This is a genomic window from Burkholderia sp. Se-20378 (assembly GCF_017104665.1).
Taxonomy (GTDB): domain Bacteria; phylum Pseudomonadota; class Gammaproteobacteria; order Burkholderiales; family Burkholderiaceae; genus Burkholderia; species Burkholderia lata.
The window spans coordinates 1-12,290 of sequence record NZ_JAAGPG010000243.1; the positions used below are offsets into that span (position 1 = coordinate 1).

Below are 12,290 nucleotides of genomic sequence, written 5' to 3' on the forward strand. Positions count from 1 at the left end.
TGATCGACTCGTCGCACGACGCGATCTCGGTCGATCTCGACGAATCGGGCGCCGCACGCTGCGCGGATATCTCCGCACGCGTGATGGACCAGTACCGCCGCCGCCTCGCGACGCTCGCCGAGGACGGCCCCACACCGCGCGCGGAAGCGAAGCAGGCCGAAACGATGGAACTGCAGATGCGGATTGCCGCCGTGCGCGCGGAACGTTCCGCGCTGTACCGGCTGCGCAGCGAGAGCAAGATATCCGACGAGACGCTGACGAAGCTGCTCCGCGAGATCGACCTGTCGGAGACCGCGCTGTCGACGCGCAAGAAAGGCATTCTCTGAAGGGCAGGCTGCTGCCTCTGCGCAGCAGCCGCTCAATAAAAAACGGCGACGCACAAGCGTCGCCGTTTTCACATCCGCCCGCATGCGCGTTACTTCGCGACGACGACCGGAATCCCCTTCAGCATCCCCGCGCCCTTCATCTCGTCGAGCGCGTGCTGCACGGCCGCGCTCGTCGCCGCTTCGATGCCGAGCTGCAGTGCGAGCTCGCGCTCCGCGCGCTTCACGCCGGCAAGATTGCGCACCTTCACGTGGCCGAAGCCGCGCACGCGTGCATGCAGGTCGGCCAGTTGCGTGACCTGCGCCGCATTGCCGGCAGTCGTCGCGGCGAGCGCACGCGCGAGCGTCGTCTCGTAGTCGTCGGCGAGCGCACGCTCCATCTTGCGCTCGACGGTGCGACCGAACGGATCGAGCCACGTGCCGCGCAGGCTGCGCACGCGCGCCAACATGCCGAACACCGGCCACATCCATTGGCCGAACACACGCTTCTTCGGCGCGCTGCCGTCGCTGCCGGCCTTCGCGACCGTCGGCGGCGCCAGGTTGAACTTCACGCGATAGGTCTGCCCCGGCACGCCTTCGAACTGCGCTTCGAGCGCCGTGCGGAACGCGTCGTCCGTGTACAGCCGCGCGACTTCGTATTCATCCTTCACCGCGAGCAGCCGGTAGAACGTCGTCGCGACCGCGCGCGTCAGCGCTTCGTCGCCCTTCGCGCGCGCCGCACTCACGAGCGCACGGAAGCGCTCGACATAGCGTGCGCCGCCGTACGCGTCGAGACGCGCTTCGCGATCGGCGATCAGTTCGGCGAGCGTCTCCGGTGCGGCATGCGCGGCCACCGCGTGGCGCGCGTTCCACAACGCATCGAGGCCCGCTGCGTCGCCGGCCGCCATCCGGCCGATCGAAAACGCGAGCTTGTTCATCGGCACCGCGACATTGTTCAGCTCGATCGCGCGCATCATCGCGGCATGCGACACCGGTACGAGGCCGAGCTGCCACGCGTAGCCGAGCATCAGGATGTTCGCGCCGATCGAGTCGCCGAGGAACTTCGCGGCGAGCGCCTGCGCGTCGCAGCTCGACAGGTAGCCGTCGCCGGCCGCGTGGTGCATCTTCTCGAGCAGCGCATCCGCATGCAGGTTCGCGTCGGGGTTCTGCACGAACGACGCGTTCGGGATCCGGTGCGTGTTGACGACGATCCGCGAACGCTCGTGACGCACGGTCTGCAGCGCCTCGGCGCTCGCGCCGACGACCATGTCGCACGCGAGCAGCACGTCGGCCTGCTGCGTGTCGATGCGCACCTGGTTCAGCCAGCGATCGCTCGATGCGATCCGCACGAACGACAGCACCGAGCCGCCCTTCTGCGCGAAGCCCATGAAATCGAGCACCGATGCGCTCTTGCCTTCGAGGTGCGCGGCCATGCTGATCAGCGCGCCGACCGTCACGACGCCCGTGCCGCCGACACCCGTCACGAGCATGTCGAACGGCGCCGCGTCGAGATGCGTGGCCGGCACCGGCAAAGCGTCGACGCGCGCGGCGAGCGCGGCTTCGTCGAATGCGGCGCCGGCGGCCTTCTTCAGCGCCGCGCCTTCGACCGTCACGAAGCTCGGGCAGAAGCCGTTCACGCACGAGTAGTCCTTGTTGCACGACGACTGGTCGATGCGGCGCTTGCGGCCGAGTGGTGTTTCGAGCGGCTCGACCGACAGGCAGTTCGACTGTACGCCGCAATCGCCGCAGCCTTCGCACACCGCATCGTTGATGAACAGGCGCTTGTCCGGGTCGGGGAATTCGCCCTTCTTGCGGCGGCGGCGCTTCTCGGCCGCGCAGGTCTGGTCGTAGATCAGCACGGTGACGCCCGGCGTCTCGCGCAGCTCGCGCTGCACGGTGTCGAGTTCGCTGCGGTGATGGAACGTCGTGCCCGTCGGGAACTGGCCGTGATGGCCGTCGTACTTCTCCGGTTCGTCGGACACGACGACGAAGCGCGACACGCCTTCCGCCTCGACCTGCCGCGCGATCTGCGGCACCGAGATGCTGCCGTCGACCGGCTGGCCGCCCGTCATCGCGACCGCGTCGTTGTAGAGGATCTTGTACGTGATGTTCGCTTTCGCGGCCACGGCCTGGCGGATCGCGAGAATGCCCGAGTGGAAATAGGTACCGTCGCCGAGGTTCTGGAACACGTGCTTCGTGTTGGTGAACATCGCGTGCGCGGCCCAGTCGACGCCCTCGCCGCCCATCTGGATCAGCCCCGTCGTGTCGCGCTCCATCCACGACGCCATGAAATGGCAGCCGATGCCGGCCTGCGCGATCGAGCCCTCCGGCACCTTCGTCGACGTGTTGTGCGGGCAGCCCGAGCAGAAGTACGGCGTACGCTTCACCGCGTCCGCCTCGTTCGACAGGATCTGCGGCGCGACGAGATCGACCACGCGTTCGCGGCGGTCGAGCGCCGGCTTGTGGCGCGCGAGCCAGTCGGCGAACACCGGCAGGATCCGCGACGGGCGCAGCTCGCCGAGCTCGGACAGCAGGCAGGCGCCGGCCGCGTCATGCTTGCCGAGCACGCGCGGGCGCGCGCCTTCCGTGCGGTTGTACAGGTAGTCCTTGATCTGCTGCTCGATGACGGGGCCCTTCTCCTCGATCACGAGCACTTCGGCGAGCCCGTCGACGAAGGTTTCGACGCGCGTCATTTCGAGCGGGTACGACAGGCCGACCTTGTAGATCCGCACGCCGGCCGCGTCGAGGTCGGCCACCGTCAGGTCGAGGCGGCGCAGCGCTTCCATCAGGTCGAGGTGCGCCTTGCCACAGGTCACGATGCCGACGTTCGCCTGCGCGCTCGGCGCGATCCACTTGTCGATGCTGTTGGTGCGCGCGAAATGGCGCACCGCGTCGAGCTTCGCCGCGAGGCGCGCCTCGATCGTGAGGCTCGGCAGGTCCGGCCAGCGGTTGTGCAGGCCACCCGCCGGCGGCGTGAAGCCTTCCGGCGCGGGCCACTGCGTCTGCAGCGCATCGAGGTCGACGGTCGAACCCGACTCGACCGTTTCCGAGATCGCCTTGAAACCGACCCATGCGCCCGAGTAACGCGACAGCGCCCAGCCGTACAGGCCGAATTCGAGCATGTCGGCGATGTTCGCCGGGTTCACGACCGGCATGTGCCACGCGATCATCGCGAAGTCGCTCTGGTGCGGCATCGACGACGACACGCAGCCGTGGTCGTCGCCCGCGACGACGAGCACGCCGCCATGCGGCGACGAGCCGTACGCGTTGCCGTGCTTCAGCGCGTCGCCCGCGCGATCGACACCCGGGCCCTTGCCGTACCACATCGCATACACGCCCTCGACCGTGCGCTCGGGGTCGGCCTCGACCCGCTGCGTGCCGAGCACGGCCGTGCCGCCGAGTTCCTCGTTGATCGCGGGCAGGAAGCGCACGCCGCCGGCGTCGAGCAGTTTCTTCGCCTTCCACAGCTGCTGGTCGACCATGCCGAGCGGCGAGCCACGATAGCCGCTGACGAAGCCGGCCGTGTTGAGCCCCTGTTCGGCGTCGACCGTACGTTGCATCAGCAACAGGCGAACCAGCGCCTGCGTGCCGGTCAGGAAGATCCGGCCGCGCGTCGCGGTCAGGTTGTCGGTCAGGCGGTAGTCGGACAGGGCAGGCGTGCCGTCGACGGGCAAGCGGGCAGTCATGGGGGATGTCTCCGGATTGTGCTGTTCTGGGCTGCTCGACAGGGCGTCGGGCGACGCGAAACTGGCGGCAGCGAATGGCTCTATTTTTTCGCGCGCAGCCGAGAATGTTTTTTCTCATCTTGCTCGGGCAGGCCCTCAGTGAGAAAAACTGCGCAGGTTTTTACCGGGATTTGAGAGAGTTTTCGCGCACGGCGGCCGGACGGGATCGGCGACGTGTCGGGACGGGTGGGTCGATTGCCGGGGAAACGCGTGGCGGTCCGGCGGTGGCCCCTGGTAGGGGGAGGATGGCGCTCGCGCCCCGTGTGACAAGGGTTTCAGCGATTCGAGGCAGTGAGTCTCACCGATGAAATGCACAGCGTTGCGATTGGTCGGTGGCGTGGGATGTCCACAATGCCGCGCCCTTCTCGCAGACCTGGCTCGCGCGCTCACCGTTCGATTGCACAGCGTTTCGAGTGGCCTGGGGCCGGGATGTCCACATCGCTGCCGGCATGCGTTTGGCGCTTGCCTCGACGTTCACCGTTCGGATTCACAGCGCGGCGAGTGGGTTTCAACCGCGGATATCCACATTGACGAGAACGTATTGCTTCGATCGGTGGCTCGCCTTCAGCGCTCGAATACTCGGGGGCGCGGGTGGGTTTGTCGGCTGGACAGGTGTGCCGGAACACGCGTGCCGGGCAATCGCGGACTCGCATTCATCGTGGAAATACACTGGGTCGCAAGCGGGTTGGTTGGCTGGACAGGCACGCAGGAACCCGCATGCTGCGCAATCGCGGGCTCGGGCTCACTGTGGACATACACCGGGTCGCGAGCGGGTTGGTCGGCCGGACTGGCACGCCGGTACACGCATGTTACGCAATCGCGGGCTCGGGCTCACCGTGGAAACACACTGGGTCGCGAACGCGTTGCTCGGCCGGACAGGCACGCCGGTACACGCATGCTACGCATTCGCGGGCTTGGGCTCACCTTTGAAACACACTGGATCGTGAGCGAGCTCATCGGCCGGACTGGCACTCAGGAACCCGCATGCTGCACAATCGCGGGCTCGCGCTCACTGTGGAAATACACCAGGTCGCGAGCGGATTTGTCCGCCGGACTGGCACGCTAGTACACGCGTGCCGCACAATCGCGGGCTTGCACCCACCGTTGAAACACACTGGGACGTGAGTAGGTTTATCGCCGGATTTGCACGCCTGAATGGGCATGCTGCACAATCGCGGGCCCGCGCTCACCGTTGATATTCACAGGGCTTCGAATGTCCGCAACAGCGGTTAATCCGGCATTGCCGACCGGCCACGCGGGCACCCTCACCGTTGAAAACCACAGCCCTTCGAGTGATTCAGGGCGCAGGATATCCACATGGCTGAGCATCCGCCGATGCGATAGCGGATGCGCACCGCGAAACGTGCGGTCAAGCCTGTAATCCATGCTGGAAGCGGCTCATCAGCCGATTGAGCACTGACACTCACCGTCGAAATGCACAGTGCCGCGAGTTGTTTCGGCGGCCGGATATCCACACGGGTGCCTATGTTTGCCCCGTTCGCATGCTCGCATGCGAGCCTGAGATACACGACGCTTCAGACGGCGCCGGCGGCCGAATGATCGCCTCTTGGTGCGCTGACCGCCGATCTCGTGTTCACGCTCACCCTTGCATTGCGCAGCGCTTCGAGTCGCTTGCGAGCGCAGCGAAATCTTCGCGTTGCAGACCACACACCCGCGCGCACCGTTAAAATGCACGGCCTTCCGGGTAGCCTCCTGACCCGGATATCCACGTCTCAGCACTCGCGCGGTTCGACCAAGCGGGCGCGCGTTCGGCTAGAATGCGCGGCGCTCCGAACCACGGCAAAGATCGGAAAACCGCGCCAGGACTGGCGCATCGCCCGATCGGACGCCGCCCCTCACCGTTGAATTCCACAGCATTTCGCGTCGTTTTGCGGGCGAGTTGTCCACACCCCGCTTCATGCATTCCGTATCATCCGGTGACCCTCACCTGTGAAATGCACAGGGCGCCGAGTCGTTTCGGCGTGAGGATATCCACAACCGATCGCGCGGGGCGACTTTCGTCCGACCATCGGCAGGAGCGGCTCACGCATCCACCGGCGGCTATCGGGCAATTACCGGAAAGCCCCATCCAGACGGCCTCGGCGGCACACTCACCATTCAAATGCACAGCGTTTCGAGTCGCCTCGAGGGTGGGTTATCCACATCCGTCCAGCCTGGCTGCATCGAACGGGCATGCGCCCGCGCGTCGCGTTACTCGGCAATCGACCGGATGACCGCTGCCGGATTGCCGCCGACCAGCACGTTCGGCGGAACATCCCGCGTGACGACGGCCCCGGCCGCGACCACCGAGTTCTCGCCCACCGTCACACCGCCGATGATCGTCGCACCGGCGCCAATCCAGACGTTCCGTTCGATCACGATCGGCTTCGCGACGACGGCGTCGCGCCGCCGCGAAGGTTCGACGGGATGACCGGACGTGATGAGGCTGACGTTCGGCCCGATCATCACGTCGTCGCCGATCTCGAGCCCGCCGAGATCGTAGAACGTGCAGTTCTGGTTGACGAACACGTTGCGCCCGAGCTTCATGCCGGTGCCGCCTGTCGCATGGAACGGCGGGATCAACACGAAGCCGTCGTCCACCTGCGTGCCGATCAGTTCTCCGAACAAGCTGCGAACCTCGGCGGCATCGTCGAACGTCAGGCGATTGATCCGCGCGGCGATCGACATCGCCCGCCTGACTTCGGCCACCATCGCCGCCGATTCCGGCGTTCTTCTCGGAATGATCGTGATGCGCTCGTCGTTTGCCATGCGTGAGTTGTCTCCCATGATTTCCCTGCTTCGCGATGCATCCGTGATTGCGGAAAGATGCCAGCGTGGCCGTGTATGTGGGCGCTGCAGGCATCCGTGATGCCGTGCAAGGAACGCCGGCTCACGGCCGAATCTTCATTTATTTATAACTAGTCTTATCAAGACTAGTTATAGACTAACACCCTTGTGTCATAAGGCTTTCCCGGTTTTCCGCACGATTCACGCACAACACACAACGCATCCGGCCATCGCACGCAGATAGCCGCCCCTAGCCGGGCGCCCCTGTCCGAACCGTCGGCGCTCGGGTACGCTTGAGCATCCACCGGACCGACAGCTGCACCTCAACGCGGAGGCACGATGAAGCTCTACTACTGGCCGAAAACCCGGGCATTCCGGGCATTGTGGATGCTTGAAGAACTCGGCGTGGTGTACGAACTCGTGCCGATCGACCTGCGTTCGCACGAACAGGGCAGCGACGCGTTCGTGCAGGTCAACCCGATGGCCAAGCTGCCCGCGCTCGACGACGGCAGCGTGCCGTTCGCCGAATCGGGCGCCGTGCTGCTCTATCTTGCCGACCGCTGCCCCGGCGCCGGGCTCGGTGTCGCGCCCGACCATCCGCTGCGCGGCCGTTTTCTCCAATGGCTGTTCTTCACCCCGACCTGCCTCGAACCGGCGATGGCCGAAAAATTCACCGGCGCGTCGGGCAATCCGGTCGCGTTCGGCTGGGGCAACATCACGCGCGTGCAGCGCGCCCTTGCGCAAGCGCTCGCCCATAGTCCGTGGCTCGTCGGCGACCACTTCACCGCGGCCGACCTGCTGCTCGCCAGCACGCTGAAGATCGCGTTCGACGCGCACCTGCTGCCGCACGAAGGCGTGCTCGGCGACTACGTCGCGCGCGCCGAGGACCGCGACGCCTTCCGCCGCGCGGTGGCGATCGAACAGCGCGAAGCGGCGCGTCTGCTGCATGCGTGACGTTTAGACGTGTCGTGCGTGGGCGGCGCTACCAGCCGCCCGCGAGCGCACCTACGCGGCCGGGCCTGACGTCGCGGCGCCGGCATTGACCACCGCACCCGGCGAGCCGCGCTCGTCGGTATCGGCGTCGACCGGCACCACCTCATGGAAATGCGTGTAGTCGATGTGCGTGATGCCGTCTTCGTCGTGCATCAGGTCGACATAGCGGTGACGCCAGCGGATCTCGCCATGCTCCCAGGAATGACGCGCCTGCATCACCTGCGCGGTCGTCTCGTCCGAGCCTTCGATCGTGATCAGCAACGATGCGTCGCGTGCGGCGAGCGATTCGGGCGTCTCGCCGAACAGCGCGCTCGATTCGTCGATCACGTGCATCAGGTTCCAGCCGAGCAGGAAAATCGGATGCTCGCTGCGTACGAGCGGCAGGTCGTGGATCTTGCGCAGCGTGTAGCCCTCGTGCGTGCCTTCGACGCGCATCAGCCGCAGTTTCGCCTGCGCCTCGGCAATCACGTTCTGGCGCGCATTCGCGGCGCGCACCATCAGCGTCATCCTGCCGTTCAACGGCCGGACGATCGCGTAGCGCGCGAACAGGATCTTCGCCTGCGGTCGCGAAAACCGTGCAAACACGAGCCCCGTGGCCATCGCAATGCCCGACATCCCGACGAAGATCTCGAACGTTGCGACCAGGTGCGCATAGACGGTCTGCGGATGCATGTCGCCGTAGCCGACGGTCGCGAGCGTCTCGACGCTGAAGAAGAACGCGCCGCCGAAGCCGGCTGGCGACTGGTTCGCGATCGGCGTATGACCGAGCATGTAGAGCGTCGCAAAACCGCCGTTGAGCAGCAGAAACAGCACGGCGAGCGACAGGAAGAATACGGGCCAGCTCACCGTCAGCGCGCGGTGATAGAGGTCGCGCCAGCCAAGCGGCGGCATCCCGTACGCGATGACCGGGCGCGTGCCCGACCAGATCTTGCGGCCACGGCCGCGGGAGGCTGGGGAGGACGAATCGACATTCATCGCGCGGCGCCGGAAGCAGGGAGGCGATGAGCGTAGCACGCGCGGCGGCGGCCGGGTATGCGTGCCGGTTCGGAACGGAAATGCTGCGCACCGCCGGCTGCTCGGCGCAAAAAAAAACCGGCCGCGGAAGCGGCCGGCTGCGTCGTCGGAGCGTGGGCAAGCGCGCGGTGCGCGCGGCGCTCACTTGCGGTCGACGATCACCTGGTCGAACGTGCCGCCGTCCGCGAAATGCGTCTTCTGCGCGTTCGCCCAGCTGCCGAATACCTGCTCGACGCTGAACGTCTTCAGCGGCTTGAATTCGGCCGCATGCTTCTTCAGCACGTTCGCGTCGCGCGGGCGCAGATGGTGTTGCGCGATGATCTCCTGCGCTTCCGGCGTGTACAGGTAGTCGAGATACGCCTGCGCGACCTTGCGCGTGCCCTTCTTGTCGACGACCTTGTCGACGACGGCGACGGGCGGCTCCGCGAGGATGCTCGCCGACGGGTACACCGCATCGAACTGTGCGCCCGATGCGCCGGTGTCCATCAGCGCGACTTCGTTCTCGAACGTGACCAGCACGTCGCCGATGCCGCGCTGCGTGAACGTCGTCGTCGCGCCGCGACCGCCGGAATCGAGCACCGGCACGTTACGGAAGATCGCCTTCTCGAAGTCGATCGCCTGCTGGTCGGACGCGCCTTTCTGCTTCTGGAAGCCCCACGCGGCGAGATACGCGTAGCGGCCATTGCCCGACGTCTTCGGGTTCGCGATGACCACCTGGACACCCGGCTTCGCGAGATCGCTCCAGTCCTTGATCGCCTTCGGGTTGCCCTTGCGCACCAGGAACACCATCGTGGTCGAGTACGGCGAGCTGTTGTCCGGGAAGCGCGCGCGCCAGTCCTTCGGCAGCAGCTGGCCGCGCTCGGCGAGCAGGTCGATGTCGTTCGGCTGGTTCATCGTCACGACGTCGGCCTGCAGCCCCTGCAGCACCGACAGCGCCTGCGCGCTCGACGCGCCGTGCGACTGCTTGATCGCGATCGTCTCGCCGGTCTTCTGCTTGTAGGCAGCGGCAAAACCCGCGTTGATGTCCTTGTACAGTTCGCGCGTCACGTCGTACGACACGTTCAGGATCGACGTATCCGCGTGCGCGGCCGTTGCCGCCACGACCAGCGCCGCCGCCGCGCCCGTGTGCAGCCAGCGACCGATCCCCTTCATGCTTGCCATCGTGATATGCCCCGTTTCCAGTGGTGGTGAATGTGCGTGACGGCACGCGTACGCGCTGTCATCGAAACGTAAGCGGGCATTCTAGCGGCCGGGCGCGGCGCGCTTTCCAATCAGTCGTGGAAAGCAAATCTCGAATCCTGCTAAACGGCGGCGGACGCTCGCGTGCGGATCGGATCCGGTGTTAAGATCGCCGCTCAGCCCATTTCCCGGTTCCTCCATGTCCGCTGCCCTGCGCTCGCTTCCGATCCTCGCCGCCGTCGCGGCAGGTGCGCGCGCGGCCGGGCTGAAACTGAAAAAACGACTCCTCGACTGACGGGGACGTCGCGTCCCGTCAGGCGAATGCCGGACGGGATGCCCGCAGGTCGTTTCTTTCTCCTTGCTCGCACGCCTCGCTCCGGCTCTCCGCCGGCGGAACGGTTCCTTCCCACTCCGTTTCCACCATGAGGCTTTGCATGAACACACGTTTCGAAGGTATCTGGCTGCCGATCATCACGCCGTTCCACCACGGCGAAGTCGACCATGCCGCGCTCGCGCGACTCGCGCGCCACTATGTGGCCGCGGGCATCGCGGGCTTCGTCGCGGGCGCGACGACCGGTGAGGGCGTGCTGCTCGACGCGCGCGAACAGGACGCGGTGTTCGCGACGCTGCGCGACGCGACGCCCGGGCTGCCGATCGTCGTCGGACTGACCGCGAGCGCAACGCATTTTGCGACCGCCCGCGCGCGCGAAATCGCGGCGCTGCGGCCCGACGGGCTGCTCGTCACGCCGCCCGTCTACGTACGGCCGACCCAGGAAGGCATCCGCCGCCACGTCGAGGCAATCGTCGAAGCGGCCGACCTGCCGGTGCTCGTCTACAACATCCCGTACCGCACCGGTGTGAACGTCGAACTGGAGACGCTGCAGGCGCTCGCGCGCGACCCGCGGGTCGCGGGCATCAAGGAATGCGGCGGGACGCTCGACCGGATGAGCCGGCTCGTGCACGACACGCCGCTCGCGATCCTTTCCGGCGACGACAACCAGAACTTCGCGGCGATGTGCGCCGGTGCGCACGGCGCGATCGCGAGCAGCGCGCACGTGCTGCCCGAATGGCATGTGCGCATCCACGCGCTGCTGCGCGACGGCCGGCTCGCCGATGCGCGGCGCCTGTCGGTCGCGCTGCAGCCGCTCGTCGCGGCGCTGTTCGCGGAGCCGAACCCGGCGCCGGTGAAGGCCGTGCTGGCCGCGCAAGGGTGGTGCGAGGACGGTTTGCGACTGCCGTTCGTGCCGGCGAGTGAAGGGTTGAGGGAGCGGCTGGCGGCCATTTGTGCGGAGCTGGACGAAATCGCGCCGGACGTCGCGGCGGCATGAACCGCGACGCTACATGGCGCGCAGCCCACCGATGACTTTCGCCCCGACAGATTGCTTCAAACTGTCAGAACAAGAGACAGGTCGTACCGTGCAAGTTGGGCGTCGGCTGTCACGAGCTGAAGCGGCTCGTGACGGGCCTGCGCGACCAGCAAGCGATCGAATGGATCACGATGGTGATGCGGTAGATCACGAACCGCGGCCCCATGCACGGCCCGAACCGGTAGCTCGCGAATCCCGCTCGAGCCGATCGCACGGATCAGCTTGCCGACGTCGATATCGAGCTTCCCCAGGCCGGCTTTGATGGCGGCCTCCCAGATACTTGCGCTGCTGACGAAACGTACGTCGGCGGCCGAGATCAGTCGGCGCGCCCGTGCGCTCAACCTGGGGTCATTCGTCACGATCCACAAAAAGATGTGCGTATCGAGCAACAGCCGCATCAGCGCCCTTCGAAAGCATCCAGTAGGTAATCGGGCAGCGGGGCATCGAAGTCGTCCGCGATCCGGGCCTGCCCCTGCAGGACACCGAACCGAACCGGCGGATTGACTGGCACAAGTCGATCGGCCGACGCCCCGTCACTGCGGATCGTGACATCTGCCCTTTGAGTCGGATCGAGCGCACTGGCGCCGGGTGTATTCGCGTTTTGCATGATGACCTCCGTTTCAAGTGATCATCACTGTAGTGAGGTTCGCGCGATCGATCCATTCGACCGATCGGCAGAGGGACTGTCGAACTGCACCCCGCGGCGGCAATCGCGCGTTTCGTCACGCCGCCAGCGCCACCCCCGCCCCCTCCGTCGCATCCCGCACCGCCTGCGTCACGATCCGCGCGAGCCGATCGACGGTCGGCGTCGCCGACGACGTGCGCCGCAGCAAAATCAGCGGCAAACTCGGCAGTCCCGGCAGCCCGCACGAGGCCGCGTCGAGCACGCGCACCGACGCGGGCAGCCCGTACTGCGAGCGTAC

Annotated in this window: 9 protein-coding genes and 2 pseudogenes; 3 read left to right on the forward strand and 8 right to left on the reverse strand. The window is 66.4% G+C overall.

Annotated features, from left to right (window positions below):
• Window positions 1–326: pseudogene (locus G3N93_RS23065) on the forward strand (Na+/H+ antiporter); the annotation flags it as partial.
• Window positions 327–415: 89 nt separating this feature from the next.
• On the opposite strand, the gene G3N93_RS23070 reads toward G3N93_RS23065, so the two are convergent.
• From G3N93_RS23070 to G3N93_RS23080, 3 genes are all read right to left on the reverse strand, one after another.
• Complete coding sequence (locus G3N93_RS23070; protein WP_206134024.1) at window positions 416–3,988, reverse strand: indolepyruvate ferredoxin oxidoreductase family protein; 3,573 nt, start codon at window positions 3,986–3,988, stop codon at window positions 416–418.
• Window positions 3,989–5,158: 1,170 nt separating this feature from the next.
• Window positions 5,159–5,413 carry a hypothetical protein gene (locus G3N93_RS23075; protein WP_206134025.1) on the reverse strand — a complete coding sequence of 85 codons (255 nt, stop codon included), beginning with the start codon at window positions 5,411–5,413 and terminating at the stop codon, window positions 5,159–5,161.
• An 825-nt stretch (window positions 5,414–6,238) separates the two neighbouring features.
• Window positions 6,239–6,796 carry a sugar O-acetyltransferase gene (locus tag G3N93_RS23080; RefSeq protein ID WP_206134026.1) on the reverse strand — a complete coding sequence of 186 codons (558 nt, stop codon included), beginning with the start codon at window positions 6,794–6,796 and terminating at the stop codon, window positions 6,239–6,241.
• Between the two features lie 357 nt (window positions 6,797–7,153).
• Here G3N93_RS23080 and G3N93_RS23085 point away from each other — a divergent pair, with 357 nt between their 5' ends.
• Window positions 7,154–7,768 (forward strand): glutathione S-transferase family protein, encoded by a 615-nt coding sequence (locus G3N93_RS23085; protein ID WP_174937654.1) that lies wholly within the window; start codon window positions 7,154–7,156, stop codon window positions 7,766–7,768.
• A gap of 51 nt (window positions 7,769–7,819) precedes the next feature.
• On the opposite strand, the gene G3N93_RS23090 is transcribed toward G3N93_RS23085, so the two are convergent.
• Window positions 7,820–8,782 (reverse strand): ion channel, encoded by a 963-nt coding sequence (locus G3N93_RS23090; protein WP_174937652.1) that lies wholly within the window; start codon window positions 8,780–8,782, stop codon window positions 7,820–7,822.
• Window positions 8,783–8,962: 180 nt separating this feature from the next.
• Complete coding sequence (locus tag G3N93_RS23095; protein WP_206134027.1) at window positions 8,963–9,982, reverse strand: sulfate ABC transporter substrate-binding protein; 1,020 nt, start codon at window positions 9,980–9,982, stop codon at window positions 8,963–8,965.
• Window positions 9,983–10,434: 452 nt separating this feature from the next.
• Here G3N93_RS23095 and dapA point away from each other — a divergent pair, with 452 nt between their 5' ends.
• On the forward strand, window positions 10,435–11,328 hold the full coding sequence (dapA, locus tag G3N93_RS23100; RefSeq protein WP_206134028.1) for a 4-hydroxy-tetrahydrodipicolinate synthase: 894 nt from the start codon (window positions 10,435–10,437) through the stop codon (window positions 11,326–11,328).
• A 56-nt stretch (window positions 11,329–11,384) separates the two neighbouring features.
• Here the strand turns inward: dapA and G3N93_RS23105 are convergent, their stop codons facing one another.
• The 3 genes and pseudogenes from G3N93_RS23105 to G3N93_RS23115 form a co-directional block, all read right to left on the reverse strand.
• Window positions 11,385–11,765, reverse strand: a complete 381-nt coding sequence (locus G3N93_RS23105; protein WP_206134029.1) for a type II toxin-antitoxin system VapC family toxin — start codon at window positions 11,763–11,765, stop codon at window positions 11,385–11,387.
• Entirely contained in the window at window positions 11,765–11,974 is a 210-nt protein-coding gene (locus G3N93_RS23110) for a hypothetical protein (RefSeq protein WP_206134030.1), read from the reverse strand. The genes G3N93_RS23105 and G3N93_RS23110 overlap by 1 nt, the downstream gene beginning before the upstream one ends.
• 115 nt (window positions 11,975–12,089) lie before the next feature.
• A pseudogene (locus G3N93_RS23115) lies at window positions 12,090–12,290 on the reverse strand (LysR family transcriptional regulator); the annotation flags it as partial.

Coding starts and splice junctions, on each gene's coding strand:
- G3N93_RS23095 (WP_206134027.1), bottom strand. CDS start 9,982: ATGGCAAGCATGAAGGGGATCGGTCGCTGGCTGCACACGGGCGCGGCG.
- G3N93_RS23070 (WP_206134024.1), bottom strand. CDS start 3,988: ATGACTGCCCGCTTGCCCGTCGACGGCACGCCTGCCCTGTCCGACTAC.
- G3N93_RS23090 (WP_174937652.1), bottom strand. CDS start 8,782: ATGAATGTCGATTCGTCCTCCCCAGCCTCCCGCGGCCGTGGCCGCAAG.
- dapA (WP_206134028.1), top strand. CDS start 10,435: ATGAACACACGTTTCGAAGGTATCTGGCTGCCGATCATCACGCCGTTC.
- G3N93_RS23085 (WP_174937654.1), top strand. CDS start 7,154: ATGAAGCTCTACTACTGGCCGAAAACCCGGGCATTCCGGGCATTGTGG.
- G3N93_RS23105 (WP_206134029.1), bottom strand. CDS start 11,765: ATGCGGCTGTTGCTCGATACGCACATCTTTTTGTGGATCGTGACGAAT.
- G3N93_RS23110 (WP_206134030.1), bottom strand. CDS start 11,974: ATGCAAAACGCGAATACACCCGGCGCCAGTGCGCTCGATCCGACTCAA.
- G3N93_RS23080 (WP_206134026.1), bottom strand. CDS start 6,796: ATGGCAAACGACGAGCGCATCACGATCATTCCGAGAAGAACGCCGGAA.
- G3N93_RS23075 (WP_206134025.1), bottom strand. CDS start 5,413: ATGGATTACAGGCTTGACCGCACGTTTCGCGGTGCGCATCCGCTATCG.